Here is a 14,035-nt window from a genome sequence, read left to right on the forward strand (position 1 = left end):
CAACGATCACCCCTGAAGGAAGCCGTACCCATGAGCGAATTCAAGCGCATCCCTCCCGAGCAGGCCCTGGCCCTGCGCGCGCAAGGTGCGGTAGTCGTCGACATTCGCGACTCGCAAGCCTTTGCCGCCGGCCACATCACCGGCGCCAGGCATCTGGATAACCATTCGGTCGCCGAGTTCATCCGCAACGCCGACCTGGATGCCCCGACCCTGGTGGTCTGCTACCACGGCAATTCCAGCCAGAGCGCAGCCGCCTACCTCGTCGGCCAGGGCTTCTCCGACGTGTACAGCGTCGATGGCGGCTTCGAACTGTGGCGCACCACCTACCCGGCCGAGACCGCCCAGGGCGCTGCCGAATAATTTTTCATTTTTACTGCAGCCCGCGCCCCACGCGGGCTTGCAGCCTACCTGACGAACGGTCGTTCGCAACTTCTCCGCCGCACGCCCTTGACCTTGCGGATAACCAACTATTCTTAAGCGCAGGCCATCCAAAAAAAGGGGAGAGCCGGTACACCGGCGTGCGGGTCATCGGTAGCGTTTCAGGGTGTTCTGGGGGGTATACAGCAATCGGCGAACCCGGTTGCATGCCAGCATCAGCTGACTGATCCGGCGTCGTCTCCACGTATCGAGCGAGGTGACGTCATGAGTATTTTTAGCCACTTCCAACAACGCTTCGAGTCTACGCGCCAGGAAGAACTTTCGCTGCAGGAGTACCTCGAGCTGTGCAAAGAGGATCGCAGTGCCTACGCATCGGCGGCTGAACGGCTATTGCTGGCCATCGGTGAGCCAGAACTGATCGACACCTCCAGCAACTCCAGGCTGTCGCGAATATTCTCCAACAAGGTTATTCGCCGGTATCCGGCCTTTGCCGACTTCCATGGCATGGAAGAGTGCATCGACCAGATCGTTTCATACTTCCGCCATGCCGCCCAAGGTCTGGAAGAGAAGAAACAGATCCTCTATCTGCTGGGCCCGGTAGGCGGCGGCAAGTCGTCGCTGGCCGAGAAACTCAAGCAACTGATGGAAAAGGTGCCCTTCTACGCAATCAAGGGCTCGCCGGTATTCGAGTCTCCGCTGGGCTTGTTCAACGCCACCGAAGACGGGGTCATTCTCGAGGAAGAGTACGGCATCTCGCGGCGCTACCTGAACACCATCATGTCGCCCTGGGCCACCAAGCGCCTGCAGGAATTCGGCGGTGATATCAGCAAGTTCAGGGTGGTGAAGCTGTACCCGTCGATCCTCAACCAGATCGCTATCGCCAAGACCGAACCAGGTGACGAAAACAACCAGGACATCTCGGCCTTGGTCGGCAAGGTGGATATCCGCAAGCTCGAGGAATTCCCGCAGAACGACGCCGATGCCTACAGCTACTCGGGCGCACTGTGCCGGGCCAACCAGGGCCTGATGGAATTCGTCGAAATGTTCAAGGCGCCGATCAAGGTCCTGCACCCCTTGCTCACCGCCACCCAGGAAGGCAACTACAACAGTACCGAAGGCCTTGGGGCCATTCCCTACACCGGTATCCTGCTGGCCCACTCCAACGAATCGGAGTGGCACACCTTCCGCAACAACAAGAACAACGAGGCTTTCATCGACCGGATCTACATCGTCAAGGTGCCGTATTGCCTGCGCGTCAGCGATGAGATCAAGATCTACGACAAGCTGCTGGTCAATAGCTCGCTGGCCAAGGCCCATTGCGCGCCCGATACCCTGAAGATGCTCGCCCAGTTCACCGTGCTCTCGCGCCTCAAGGAGCCGGAAAACTCCAACATCTACTCGAAGATGCGGGTCTACGACGGCGAAAACCTCAAGGATACCGACCCGAAAGCCAAGTCGATCCAGGAGTACCGCGATGCCGCGGGAGTGGACGAAGGCATGAACGGCCTGTCGACCCGCTTCGCCTTCAAGATTCTCTCCAAGGTGTTCAACTTCGACCCGCATGAAGTGGCGGCCAACCCCGTGCACCTGCTGTATGTGCTGGAACAGCAGATCGAGCAGGAACAGTTCCCGGCCGAAGTGCGCGAGCGTTACCTGCGCTACCTGAAGGAATACCTGGCACCGCGCTACATCGAGTTCATCGGCAAGGAAATCCAGACCGCCTACCTCGAGTCCTACAGCGAATACGGCCAGAACATCTTCGACCGCTATGTGCTGTACGCCGACTTCTGGATCCAGGACCAGGAATACCGCGACCCGGAAACCGGCGAGATCCTCAACCGAATCGCCCTCAACGAAGAGCTGGAGAAGATCGAGAAACCAGCAGGCATCAGCAATCCGAAGGACTTCCGCAACGAGATTGTCAACTTCGTGCTGCGTGCCCGCGCCAACAACAACGGCAAGAACCCGAGCTGGCTCAGCTACGAAAAGCTGCGGGTGGTGATCGAGAAGAAAATGTTCTCCAACACCGAAGACCTGCTGCCGGTCATCAGCTTCAACGCCAAGGCCAGCAAGGAGGATCAACAGAAGCACAACGACTTCGTCACGCGGATGGTGGAGCGTGGCTACACCGACAAACAGGTGCGCCTGCTGTCGGAATGGTACCTGCGGGTCAGGAAATCGCAATAAAGCGGCAAGCTTCTAGCCGCAAGCTGCAAGCTGCTCGGCGTCAGCGCTCCGGCCTGCGCCGCAGCTTGCAGCAGCGGTGGCTGCTCTTTCTTGCAGTTTGAAGCTTGTGGCTTGCAGCTGCATCCAGTCACCGGAGGGACCATGAGCTACGTTATCGACCGACGCCTGAACGGCAAGAACAAGAGCACGGTCAACCGCCAGCGCTTCCTGCGGCGTTACCGTGAGCACATCAAGAAGGCCGTCGAAGAGGCCGTAAGCCGCCGTTCCATCATGGACATGGAGCACGGCGAGCAGATCAGCATTCCGGGACGGGACATCGATGAACCGGTGCTGCACCATGGGCGTGGCGGGAAGCAGACCATCGTGCACCCAGGCAACAAGGAATTCACCGCCGGCGAGCACATCCCCAGGCCTCAGGGCGGCGGGGGCGGCGGCGGCCGCGGCAAAGCGGGTAACTCCGGCGATGGCATGGACGACTTCGTCTTCCAGATCACCCAGGAAGAGTTCCTCGAATTCATGTTCGAAGACCTCGAACTGCCCAACCTGGTCAAACGCCACCTGACGGGCGCCGACACCTTCAAGACCGTGCGTGCCGGTATCGCCAACGAGGGCAACCCGTCACGCATCAACATCGTCCGCACCCTGCGCTCGGCCCATGCCCGGCGCATCGCCCTGACCGGCAGCAGCCGTGCGCTGCTGCGCGAGGCACAGAAGGAATTGGACCGGCTGAAAGTCGAGGAACCAGACAACTTCTCCGATATCCAGGAAACCGAACAGGAAATCGAACGGCTCAAGGCACGCATCAACCGCCTGCCCTTCCTCGACACCTTCGACCTCAAGTACAACCTGCTGGTCAAGCAGCCCAACCCCAGCTCCAAGGCGGTGATGTTCTGCCTGATGGACGTGTCCGGCTCGATGACCCAGGCCACCAAGGACATCGCCAAACGCTTCTTCATCCTGCTGTACCTGTTCCTCAAGCGTAACTACGACCGCATCGAGGTGGTGTTCATCCGCCACCACACCAGCGCCCGCGAAGTCGATGAGGAGGAGTTCTTCTACTCCCGGGAAACCGGCGGCACCATCGTCTCCAGCGCGCTGAAGATGATGCAGGAGATCATGGCCGAACGTTATCCGGCCGCTGACTGGAATATCTATGCCGCCCAGGCCTCCGACGGCGACAACTGGAACGACGACTCGCCGATCTGCCGCGAGATCCTGTCCAAGCAGATCATGCCGCATGTGCAGTACTACACTTACGTCGAGATCACCCCGCGTGAGCACCAGGCGTTGTGGTACGAGTACGAGCGAATCGGCGAGGCTTTCCCCGACACATTCGCCCAGCAGCAGTTGGTATCGGCCGGCGACATCTACCCGGTCTTCCGTGAACTCTTCCAGCGCAGGTTAGCCACATGACCGCCAGAGCACAGAGACGCCAACCCATTTCCACCGGGTCCGAGTGGACGTTCGAGCTGATCCAGACCTACGACCGGGAAATCAGCCGGCTGGCCGAGCGTTACGCCCTGGACACCTACCCCAATCAGATCGAAGTGATCACCGCCGAGCAGATGATGGACGCCTACGCCTCCGTCGGCATGCCGCTGGGTTATCACCATTGGTCCTACGGCAAGCAGTTCCTCAGTACCGAGAAGTCCTACAGCCGGGGGCAGATGGGCCTGGCCTATGAAATCGTGATCAACTCCGATCCGTGCATCGCCTATCTGATGGAAGAAAACACCATGTGCATGCAGGCACTGGTGATTGCCCACGCCTGCTATGGCCACAACAGCTTCTTCAAGGGCAACTACCTGTTCCGCACCTGGACCGATGCCACCTCGATCATCGACTACCTGGTGTTCGCCAAGCAGTACATCGCCCAGTGCGAGGAACGCCACGGCATCGATGCCGTGGAAGACCTGATCGACTCCTGCCACGCCCTGATGAACTATGGCGTCGATCGCTACAAACGCCCCTATCCGATTTCCGCCGAAGAAGAGCGCCGGCGCCAGAAAGACCGTGAAGAGCACCTGCAACGGCAGATCAACGACCTGTGGCGCACGATTCCCAAGAGCGCTGAAAAAGGCGGCGAGCGCGACGATGCACGCTTCCCCTCGGAACCTCAGGAAAACATCCTCTACTTCATCGAGAAAAACGCCCCGCTGCTGGAGCCCTGGCAGCGCGAAGTGGTGCGCATCGTGCGCAAGATCGCCCAGTACTTCTACCCGCAGCGCCAGACCCAGGTGATGAACGAAGGCTGGGCGACCTTCTGGCATTACACCCTGATGAACGACCTGTATGACGAGGGCCTGATCACCGAAGGCTTCATGATGGAGTTCCTGCAGTCGCACACCAGTGTGGTGTTCCAGCCCGGCTTCGACAGCCCGTATTACAGCGGCATCAACCCGTACGCGCTGGGCTTTGCCATGTACACCGACATCCGCCGCATGTGCGAGAACCCAACAGAGGAAGATCGCCACTGGTTCCCCGACATTGCCGGCAGCGACTGGCTTTCTACCATCAAGTTCGCAATGAGCAGCTTCAAGGACGAGAGCTTCATCCTGCAGTACCTGTCACCCAAGGTGATGCGCGACCTGAAGCTGTTCAGCATCCTTGATGACGACCAGCGCGACGACCTGCTGGTACCGGCCATCCATGACGAGGCCGGTTACCGGATCATTCGCGAGCAACTGGCAGCCCAGTACAACCTCGGCAACCGCGAACCCAACGTGCAGATCTGGAGCATCGACCGCCGTGGCGACCGCTCGCTGACGCTGCGTCACCAGCAGCACAACCGCAAACCGCTGGGCGACTCTACCGAAGAAGTGCTCAAGCATCTGCACCGCCTGTGGGGCTTTGATATCCACCTGGAGACCGTACAGGGCGACCAGGTGATCAAGACCCACCATATGCCGCCACGTGGGGAGCATGCCGAGAGCGGCGACTACGGGCGCATGGACCTCGCCGTCATCCACCACCTCTGATGCACCGCCATTACTGCCGACAGGGTATCCTGTGGGCAGTAATGGAGGTTGCACATGCACATCTACAAAGTCGGCGGCGCTGTACGCGACCGCCTGCTCGGGCGCCCGGTCAGCGATATCGACTGGCTGGTGGTCGGCGCCACGGTCGAAGAAATGCACGCCAAGGGCTTTCGCCCGGTCGGCGCCGATTTCCCGGTTTTCCTGCATCCGAAGACAGCCGAGGAATACGCCCTGGCGCGCACCGAGCGCAAGAGCGGGCGCGGCTATGGCGGGTTCACTTTTCACGCAAGCCCGGAAGTGACACTGGAAGAAGACCTGATCCGCCGCGACCTGACCATCAATGCGATGGCCGAGGATGAGCAGGGCGTGGTTTATGACCCATACCATGGCCAAGCTGATCTCGAGCAACGCATCCTGCGTCATGTTTCCCCGGCGTTCGCCGAAGACCCCTTGCGTGTGCTGCGCGTTGCCCGGTTTGCCGCGCGCTATGCGCCAATGGGCTTTCGTGTTGCCGACGAAACATTGGCATTGATGCGCCAGATCACCGAATCGGGTGAGCTGGAGGCGCTTACGGCCGAGCGTAGCTGGAAGGAAATCGAGCGGGCGCTGATGGAAAGCCAGCCGCAGGTATTCATCCAGGTGCTGCGCGCATGTGGCGCCCTGAACGAATTGATGCCAGAGCTGGAGCATGGCGCAGATACGCTGGCGGCACTACAACGGGCGGCTCAGCATCAGCAAGCGCTGGCGGTGCGCTGGGCTTGCTTGTTGCGCGGCCTGGAACCAGCAGCGATCAAAGCGCTCAACCAGCGTTTCAAGGCGCCGCGTGAATGCCAGGAACTGGCCATGCTGGTGGGTGAATTTGCCGGGGACGCCGACAACGCTTTGCAGCTAACGCCTGCAAAATTGCTGGAAATGCTGCAGAAGTTCGACGTTTACCGGCGGCCGCAGCGTTTCGAGGATTTCATTGCGGCGTGCGAGATGGCCACCTGTGAAAGTTATCCACAAGGCGATTATCTGCGTGGCGCAGCGGCGGCAGCCCGGGCTGTGGATGTGAAGCCACTGGTTGAAGCCGGGTTGACCGGGCAAGGCCTGGGCGAGGCGCTCAAGGGTGAGCGGCTTAAAGCGCTAGAGGCTTACAAGGCGGGCTGACCACACCGGCCCCTTCGCGGCTAAAGCCGCTCCCACAGGGGCCGCATGATGCCAAGGCTTTGCGGCCCCTGTGGGAGCGGCTTTAGCCGCGAAGGGGCCGGTACAGGTTTACGCCGGGGTCAGCTGCAGCCCCCGCCACTCGAAGTTGACCGGTGCCAACACCTGATCGATCTGCGCCTCCTGCCACAACTGCGCCATGCTTTTTTCCACCCCGGGGTGAATAAGCTCCGGTGCCAGCAGCGACAACGGCCACAGCACAAAGGCATTCTTCAGGATCTCCGCCCGGGGCAGTACAAGCCCATCGAACGTGCCATGCAGGCCGTCGTACATGAGCACATCGATATCCAGCGGCAAGCCTTTGCGATCTGGCGCATAACGGCCATTGTCCGCCTCGATGAACTTGAGCCGGCGATCCAGCTCCATCAGCGGCAAATCGGTCTTGCCGGTGACCACGAAGTTGATGAACGGCCCACTCTTGATTCCCACAGCCTGACTCTCGAACGCCGGGGAACATTGCATGTCGCTGAGCATGGCCGCCAACGCATCGAGCCCCGCACACAGGTGCCGGTGGCGATCAATGTTGCTGCCAAGGCCCAGGTAAACCGTGCTCAGAGACATCCGCGCTCGATCTCCACGCCAACACCGCCCCGAGCAGCAGGAACGGCGCCCGGCTTGGTCAGCTTCAACCGCACCCAGGGAATGTGGAACTCTTCCATCAGCGTCGCCACCAGGCGCTCGGCAAAGGTTTCCACCAGCTCGAAGCGCGCCTGCTCGGCAAATGCCTGGACCCGCGCCGAAACACTGGCGTAGTCCAACGCCAGGTTCAAGTCATCGCCGGCCGCCGCCGGGCGGTTGTCCCAGGCGAAGCTCAGGTCCAGGCGCAGGCACTGGCGAATATCCCGTTCCCAGTCATAGGCACCGATGACGGTATCGACTTCCAGGCCTTCGATGAACACTCTGTCCAAGCACTTCTCTCCACAGCACGACAAGGGCGACGGGCGCCGTTAGAATCAAGGCGTCCTCGCCCGGAATAGTTAGCATGTTTTGGTTATTGGCGCTGCTCGCCTACCTGCTCGGCTCGCTGTCCTTCGCCATCGTCCTCAGCCGCCTTTCAGGCAGCCCGGACCCGCGTTCCAGCGGTTCGGGCAACGCCGGCGCCACCAACATGCTACGCCTGGCGGGCCGTAAACTGGCGATCCTGACCCTGCTGGGCGACCTGTGCAAGGGCTTGTTGCCAGTTTTGCTCGCCCGCGCTGCCGGCCTTGGCCTGCAGGAGCAAGCCTGGGTCGGCGTGTGCGCAGTGCTCGGTCACCTGTTCCCGCTGTACTTCCGTTTTCGCGGCGGCAAAGGCGTCGCTACCGCCGCAGGCATGCTCATGGGCCTGTATTTCCCGGCCGCATTGCTCGCCATCGCCGCCTGGCTACTGACCTTCTACCTCACCCGCACCAGCTCGCTTGCAGCGCTTGTCGCGACCCCGCTGACCTTACCACTACTGGCTTGGCGCGAGCCGGAGGCGCTGCTGCCGATCGCCGTGCTCACGCTGATGATCGTCTGGCGTCACCGCAACAACCTGCGCGATCTGTTTGCCGGGCGTGAAAGGCATTTCTGACACCTCCACAGCCATTCACAGTGGCGGCAACTGCTCCATCGGCCAGCGTGCCTGCACGCTGATCGCCAGGTCCTGCTGCTGCCCGGCCAACAGACGCTGGCAACCGGCGTAGGCGATCATCGCGCCATTATCGGTGCAGAACTGCGGACGCGCGTAGTACACGTTGCCCTTGAGGCCGGCCAGCATGTCTTCCAGCGAGGCGCGCAACGCCTTGTTGGCACTCACGCCACCCGCGATGACCAGGCGCTTGAGGCCGGTCTGCTTGAGGGCGCGCTTGCACTTGATGGTCAGAGTCTCCACCACCGCCTGCTGGAATGCCAGCGACAGGTCGCAACGGGTTTGCTCGCTGTCGTCGCCAGCATTCTTGCATTGCTGCCAGGTATTCAGGGCAAAGGTCTTGAGGCCGCTGAAGCTGAACTCCAGGCCCGGCCGATCGGTCATCGGCCGCGGGAAGACGAAGCGCCCTGGCACACCCTGTTCGGCCAGGCGGGCGATTTCCGGGCCACCTGGGTAATTGAGGCCGATCAGCTTGGCGGTCTTGTCGAACGCTTCGCCAGCAGCATCGTCGAGGCTCTCGCCCAGCAACGCGTATTGGCCAATGCCATCCACGCGCACCAGCTGGGTATGGCCGCCGGAAACCAACAAAGCGACGAACGGGAACTCGGGCGGGTTTTCTTCCAGCATCGGTGCCAGCAGATGGCCTTCCATGTGGTGCACGCCGATCGCCGGGATATCCCAGGCAAAGGCCAAGGCCTGGGCGCACGAGGCACCGACCAGCAGCGCGCCGACCAGGCCAGGGCCCGCGGTGTAGGCAATGGCGTCGATCTCGGTGGCAACGCAGCCAGCCTCCTCCAGCACCTGGCGGATGAGCGGCAGCATGCGCTTGACGTGGTCACGCGAGGCAAGCTCGGGCACCACACCACCGAACACGCGGTGCAGGTCGATCTGACTGAACAGCGCGTCGGCTAACAAACCGCGTTCGCTGTCGTATAATGCGACGCCGGTTTCGTCGCAGGATGTTTCCAATCCCAGTACTAGCATGGGTTCGTCCCTTGTGGGGGCTGAATTCGAAGCCGCGCATGATAGTCCCCGTGCCGGGTGCCGACCAGCGGTTTTCGATCAGAGGCTTTGCATTCCGGCGTACTAAGGGTTAACATCCGCAACCCTTGAAAACCGACGTTCTCCAGCACACCTTTTGTTTTGCCAGGAGCACGTCTACCCCGGTAATGAATTAAGGTAGCCCTGGATGCCAGCCGTCAAAGTTAAAGAGAACGAACCCTTCGACGTAGCTCTGCGTCGTTTCAAGCGCTCCTGCGAAAAAGCCGGTGTACTGGCTGAAGTTCGTAGCCGCGAGTTTTACGAGAAGCCGACCGCAGAGCGTAAGCGCAAAGCAGCTGCTGCTGTTAAGCGTCACGCCAAGAAAGTTCAGCGCGAACAGCGCCGCGCCGTTCGTCTGTACTAATACAGACGTTCTACGCTAGAGCTTCTGCCCTGCCCGGCTTACCGCCGGGCCGATGGCAGGGGTTTGCTTGACCTTGAGCAGCTAGCCCAAGGTGCCTGTCGCAACCTGCAGCGGGCAAAAGGTTTCAAAACGTCAGATCTGGTTTCGGCCAGGCGTGCACGTCCTGTCTGACGAGCCCTCAGTGAAACTGGAGGCTGGCGACGAGCACACCCCCCTCGCACTTCCCCTAGCAGCACTCGCCCCGATAGCGTTTAGACTTGCCAGTTGCCAGATGATGAGACTGCCATGGCCGGGCTAATTCCCCAAAGCTTCATCGACGACCTGATCAACCGCCTCGACATTGTCGATGTGGTGAGTTCGCGCGTTCAGCTGAAAAAGACCGGCAAGAACTACGCCGCCTGCTGCCCGTTCCACAAGGAAAAGACCCCTTCCTTCACGGTCAGCCCCGACAAGCAGTTCTATTACTGCTTCGGCTGCGGCGCCGGCGGCAACGCCCTTGGCTTCGTCATGGACCACGACAACCTGGACTTCCCCCAGGCCGTCGAAGAACTGGCCCGCGCTGCCGGCATGGAAGTGCCCAGAGAACAAGGCCGTCGCGACAACAAACCGCGCCAGCCGACCGATTCGCCGCTATACCCTTTGCTGGACGCCGCCTCGGAGTTCTACCGCCAGGCCCTGCGCAGCCACCCGACCCGCAAGGCAGCGGTGGACTACCTCAAAGGCCGTGGCCTGTCGGGCGAAATCGCCCGGGACTTCGGCTTGGGCTTCGCGCCGCCGGGCTGGGACAACCTGCTCAAGCATCTGGGCGCCGACACCCTGCAACAAAAGGTAATGATCGACGCCGGCCTGCTGATCGAGAACGCCGAAAGCGGAAAACGCTATGACCGCTTCCGCGACCGGGTGATGTTCCCGATTCGCGACAGCCGCGGGCGCATCATCGCTTTTGGTGGCCGGGTACTTGGCGACGACAAGCCCAAATACCTCAACTCCCCGGAAACCCCGGTGTTCCACAAAGGCCAGGAACTCTACGGGCTGTACGAGGCGCGCAAGCACAACCGCAACCTCGACGAGATCATCGTCGTCGAGGGCTACATGGACGTGATCGCCCTGGCCCAGCAAGGCCTGCGCAACGCCGTCGCCACCCTCGGCACCGCTACCAGCGAAGAGCACCTCAAGCGCCTGTTCCGCGTGGTGCCCAGCGTGCTGTTCTGTTTCGATGGCGACCAAGCCGGGCGCAAGGCTGCATGGCGCGCACTGGAATCAACCCTCTCGGCGCTGCAGGACGGCCGCCGGGCGCGCTTCCTGTTCCTGCCCGAAGGCGAAGACCCGGACAGCCTGGTACGCGCCGAAGGCACCGACGCCTTCATGGCCCGAATCAACCAGCACGCACAACCGCTGGCTGACTATTTCTTCGAGCAATTGAGCAACGAGGCCGACCCCCGCTCGCTGGAAGGCAAGGCACACATGGCGACCCTGGCCGCACCGTTGATCGAAAAGATCCCTGGCGCCAACCTGCGCCAGTTGATGCGCAACCGCCTGAAAGAAATCACCGGCCTCGATCCGCAGCAGGTCGAGGAACTGGCGCAGCAAGCGCCAGCGGCCAGCAATGTGCCGGACTACGACCCTGGCTACGACTACGATGCCATGGCCAGCTACACCCCCGACTACGGCGACATGCCGCAGCACGACTACGCGCCCGCCCACCAGGAGCAGGCGTGGAAGCCGAACAAGGGGGGAGGAAAAAAACAGTGGAACGACAAGCCCTGGGACAAGAACCGCAAGGGCGGCAAGCCTTGGCAGCAACGCGACGAAGCGCCGCCGCGCGTGCCGGCCCCCGTCGAACCACCGACCCTGGCCGCCCTGCGCACCTTGCTGCACCACCCGCTGCTGGCCGGCAAGGTCGAGGATGCCAGCCACTTCGCCGACGAAGAACACCTGTACAGCCAACTGCTGGTGGCACTGATCGAAGCTGCGCAGAAAAATCCTGGGCTAAGCTCAATGCAGCTGATCGCACGCTGGCACGGCACCGAACAAGGCCGCCTGCTGCGGGCCCTGGCAGAAAAGGAATGGCTGATCGTGGCCGACAACCTTGAACAACAGTTTTTCGACACTATAACTAGCTTGTCCGCCCGCCAACGCGAGCGCAGCCTGGAACAACTGCTCAGGAAATCACGTCAAAGCGAATTGACCAGCGAGGAAAAATCACAGCTCCTCGCCCTGCTGAGCCGGAATGTTCCCGCACAAACGCCGACCTCATCTGGCGCGTGAGGCCCATGCTCGGGTATAATCCTCGGCTTGTTTTTTGCCCGCCAAGACCTTCAGTGGATAGGGTGTTATGTCCGGAAAAGCGCAACAGCAGTCTCGTATCAAAGAGTTGATCACCCGCGGTCGTGAGCAGGGCTACCTGACTTACGCGGAGGTCAACGACCACCTGCCTGAGGATATTTCAGATCCGGAACAGGTGGAAGACATCATCCGCATGATCAACGACATGGGGATCAACGTATTCGAGAGTGCTCCGGATGCGGATGCCCTTCTGTTGGCGGAAGCCGACACCGACGAAGCCGCGGCCGAAGAAGCCGCTGCTGCGTTGGCGGCAGTTGAAACCGATATCGGCCGCACGACCGACCCGGTGCGCATGTACATGCGCGAAATGGGTACCGTCGAGCTGCTGACCCGTGAAGGCGAGATCGAAATCGCCAAGCGGATCGAGGAAGGCATCCGTGAAGTCATGGGCGCCATCGCTCACTTCCCGGGTACTGTCGACTACATCCTCGGCGAATACGACCGCGTCACCGCCGAAGGCGGCCGCCTGTCCGACGTTCTCAGCGGCTACATCGACCCTGACGACAATATCGCCGCACCGACCGAAGAAGTACCGGTACCTGGCGCCAAGGCCCCTGCGGCCAAGGAAGAGTCGGACGACGAAGACGAAGAAAGTGAAGGCGGTGACGACGATGAAGAGACCGAAAGCGGTCCCGATCCGGTCGTTGCAGCCCAGCGTTTCGGCGCCGTTGCCGATCAGCTCCAGGCCACCAACAAGGTCCTGAAGAAGGGTGGCCGCAATGCCAAGGAAAGCATCGAGGCCCTGCAGGCCCTGGCTGACCTGTTCATGCCGATCAAGCTGGTGCCCAAGCAGTTCGACGTTCTGGTAGAGCGCGTGCGCGATGCCCTGAACCGCCTGCGCCAGCAAGAGCGCGCGATCATGCAGCTGTGCGTGCGTGACGCCCGTATGCCGCGTGCCGACTTCCTGCGCCTGTTCCCAAGTAACGAAACCGACCAGACCTGGTCCGGTGACCTGGCCAAGCGCAGCACCAAATGGGCTGCAGCCCTGGGTGAAAAGGACGCCGCCATCGTTGCTTGCCAGCAGAAGCTGATCGACCTCGAGACCGAGACCGGCCTGACCGTCGCCGAGATCAAGGAAATCAACCGCCGCATGTCCATCGGTGAGGCGAAAGCCCGCCGCGCCAAGAAAGAAATGGTCGAGGCGAACCTGCGTCTGGTGATTTCCATCGCCAAGAAGTACACCAACCGTGGCCTGCAGTTCCTCGACCTGATCCAGGAAGGCAACATCGGCCTGATGAAGGCAGTGGACAAGTTCGAGTACCGTCGCGGTTACAAGTTCTCGACCTATGCCACCTGGTGGATCCGCCAGGCGATCACCCGCTCGATCGCCGACCAGGCGCGCACCATCCGTATTCCGGTGCACATGATCGAGACGATCAACAAGCTCAACCGTATTTCCCGCCAGATGTTGCAGGAAATGGGCCGTGAACCGACCCCGGAAGAGCTCGGTGAACGCATGGAAATGCCTGAGGACAAGATCCGCAAGGTACTGAAGATCGCCAAAGAGCCGATCTCCATGGAAACCCCGATTGGTGATGACGAAGATTCGCACCTGGGTGACTTCATCGAGGACTCGACCATGCAGTCCCCGATCGACGTGGCCACGGTCGAAAGCCTCAAGGAAGCGACCCGTGACGTGCTCTCGGGCCTGACCGCACGCGAAGCCAAGGTGCTGCGCATGCGCTTCGGTATCGACATGAACACCGACCACACCCTCGAAGAGGTGGGCAAGCAGTTCGACGTGACCCGCGAGCGGATCCGTCAGATCGAAGCGAAGGCGTTGCGCAAGCTGCGCCACCCGACTCGCAGCGAGCATCTGCGCTCCTTCCTCGACGAGTGATGACAAACCCCGGCCCAGGCCGGGGTTTTTCTTATCCGACAAATAGTTGTGATCGGCTACTCGGCTGGCTGAATGCCAGTCTACAC

General features: G+C 61.2%; 12 protein-coding genes. 9 read left to right on the forward strand and 3 right to left on the reverse strand.

Features of this window, described 5'->3' with window-relative positions:
- Positions 1 to 30 precede the first annotated feature (30 nt).
- The 5 genes from glpE (at position 31) to H040_RS11140 (ending at position 6,692) form a co-directional block, all read left to right on the forward strand.
- The gene (gene glpE, locus H040_RS11120; protein WP_027917465.1) at positions 31 to 360 is read left to right on the forward strand and encodes a thiosulfate sulfurtransferase GlpE; all 330 of its coding nucleotides are present in this window, start codon (positions 31 to 33) and stop codon (positions 358 to 360) included.
- 282 nt (positions 361 to 642) lie between these two features.
- Positions 643 to 2,565 (forward strand): PrkA family serine protein kinase, encoded by a 1,923-nt coding sequence (locus tag H040_RS11125; protein ID WP_027917466.1) that lies wholly within the window; start codon positions 643 to 645, stop codon positions 2,563 to 2,565.
- Positions 2,566 to 2,706: 141 nt separating this feature from the next.
- Positions 2,707 to 3,978: a YeaH/YhbH family protein gene (locus H040_RS11130; RefSeq protein WP_027917467.1), complete on the forward strand. Its 1,272-nt coding sequence runs from the start codon at positions 2,707 to 2,709 to the stop codon at positions 3,976 to 3,978.
- Positions 3,975 to 5,543 carry a SpoVR family protein gene (locus H040_RS11135; protein ID WP_027917468.1) on the forward strand — a complete coding sequence of 523 codons (1,569 nt, stop codon included), beginning with the start codon at positions 3,975 to 3,977 and terminating at the stop codon, positions 5,541 to 5,543. The genes H040_RS11130 and H040_RS11135 overlap by 4 nt, the downstream gene beginning before the upstream one ends.
- Before the next feature lie 54 nt (positions 5,544 to 5,597).
- Positions 5,598 to 6,692 (forward strand): hypothetical protein, encoded by a 1,095-nt coding sequence (locus tag H040_RS11140; RefSeq protein ID WP_027917469.1) that lies wholly within the window; start codon positions 5,598 to 5,600, stop codon positions 6,690 to 6,692.
- Between the two features lie 108 nt (positions 6,693 to 6,800).
- On the opposite strand, the gene folK is transcribed toward H040_RS11140, so the two are convergent.
- On the reverse strand, positions 6,801 to 7,310 hold the full coding sequence (gene folK / locus H040_RS11145; RefSeq protein ID WP_027917470.1) for a 2-amino-4-hydroxy-6-hydroxymethyldihydropteridine diphosphokinase: 510 nt from the start codon (positions 7,308 to 7,310) through the stop codon (positions 6,801 to 6,803).
- Positions 7,301 to 7,657 carry a dihydroneopterin aldolase gene (gene folB, locus H040_RS11150; protein WP_027917471.1) on the reverse strand — a complete coding sequence of 119 codons (357 nt, stop codon included), beginning with the start codon at positions 7,655 to 7,657 and terminating at the stop codon, positions 7,301 to 7,303. The genes folK and folB overlap by 10 nt, the downstream gene beginning before the upstream one ends.
- Before the next feature lie 74 nt (positions 7,658 to 7,731).
- On the opposite strand from folB, the gene plsY reads away from it, so the two are divergent.
- Entirely contained in the window at positions 7,732 to 8,301 is a 570-nt protein-coding gene (plsY, locus tag H040_RS11155) for a glycerol-3-phosphate 1-O-acyltransferase PlsY (protein WP_027917472.1), read from the forward strand.
- A gap of 15 nt (positions 8,302 to 8,316) precedes the next feature.
- Here the strand turns inward: plsY and tsaD are convergent, their stop codons facing one another.
- Entirely contained in the window at positions 8,317 to 9,342 is a 1,026-nt protein-coding gene (gene tsaD, locus H040_RS11160; RefSeq protein WP_027917473.1) for a tRNA (adenosine(37)-N6)-threonylcarbamoyltransferase complex transferase subunit TsaD, read from the reverse strand.
- A 205-nt stretch (positions 9,343 to 9,547) separates the two neighbouring features.
- Between tsaD and rpsU the strand changes: the two genes are divergently transcribed.
- From rpsU to rpoD, 3 genes are all read left to right on the forward strand, one after another.
- On the forward strand, positions 9,548 to 9,763 hold the full coding sequence (gene rpsU / locus H040_RS11165) for a 30S ribosomal protein S21 (RefSeq protein WP_003255575.1): 216 nt from the start codon (positions 9,548 to 9,550) through the stop codon (positions 9,761 to 9,763).
- A gap of 285 nt (positions 9,764 to 10,048) precedes the next feature.
- Positions 10,049 to 12,031, forward strand: a complete 1,983-nt coding sequence (gene dnaG / locus H040_RS11170) for a DNA primase (protein WP_027917474.1) — start codon at positions 10,049 to 10,051, stop codon at positions 12,029 to 12,031.
- Positions 12,032 to 12,098: 67 nt separating this feature from the next.
- Positions 12,099 to 13,949, forward strand: a complete 1,851-nt coding sequence (rpoD, locus tag H040_RS11175; protein ID WP_027917475.1) for an RNA polymerase sigma factor RpoD — start codon at positions 12,099 to 12,101, stop codon at positions 13,947 to 13,949.
- The last annotated feature ends 86 nt before the right edge of the window (positions 13,950 to 14,035 follow it).

The organism is Pseudomonas sp. URMO17WK12:I7 (genome assembly GCF_003269045.1).
Classification (GTDB): domain Bacteria; phylum Pseudomonadota; class Gammaproteobacteria; order Pseudomonadales; family Pseudomonadaceae; genus Aquipseudomonas; species Aquipseudomonas putida_J.

What these genes read in the sequence shown, in the direction of transcription:
- glpE (WP_027917465.1), top strand. Translation starts at nt 31, where the DNA reads ATGAGCGAATTCAAGCGCATCCCTCCCGAGCAGGCCCTGGCCCTGCGC.
- H040_RS11125 (WP_027917466.1), top strand. Translation starts at nt 643, where the DNA reads ATGAGTATTTTTAGCCACTTCCAACAACGCTTCGAGTCTACGCGCCAG.
- H040_RS11130 (WP_027917467.1), top strand. Translation starts at nt 2,707, where the DNA reads ATGAGCTACGTTATCGACCGACGCCTGAACGGCAAGAACAAGAGCACG.
- H040_RS11135 (WP_027917468.1), top strand. Translation starts at nt 3,975, where the DNA reads ATGACCGCCAGAGCACAGAGACGCCAACCCATTTCCACCGGGTCCGAG.
- H040_RS11140 (WP_027917469.1), top strand. Translation starts at nt 5,598, where the DNA reads ATGCACATCTACAAAGTCGGCGGCGCTGTACGCGACCGCCTGCTCGGG.
- folK (WP_027917470.1), bottom strand. Translation starts at nt 7,310, where the DNA reads ATGTCTCTGAGCACGGTTTACCTGGGCCTTGGCAGCAACATTGATCGC.
- plsY (WP_027917472.1), top strand. Translation starts at nt 7,732, where the DNA reads ATGTTTTGGTTATTGGCGCTGCTCGCCTACCTGCTCGGCTCGCTGTCC.
- tsaD (WP_027917473.1), bottom strand. Translation starts at nt 9,342, where the DNA reads ATGCTAGTACTGGGATTGGAAACATCCTGCGACGAAACCGGCGTCGCA.
- rpsU (WP_003255575.1), top strand. Translation starts at nt 9,548, where the DNA reads ATGCCAGCCGTCAAAGTTAAAGAGAACGAACCCTTCGACGTAGCTCTG.
- dnaG (WP_027917474.1), top strand. Translation starts at nt 10,049, where the DNA reads ATGGCCGGGCTAATTCCCCAAAGCTTCATCGACGACCTGATCAACCGC.
- rpoD (WP_027917475.1), top strand. Translation starts at nt 12,099, where the DNA reads ATGTCCGGAAAAGCGCAACAGCAGTCTCGTATCAAAGAGTTGATCACC.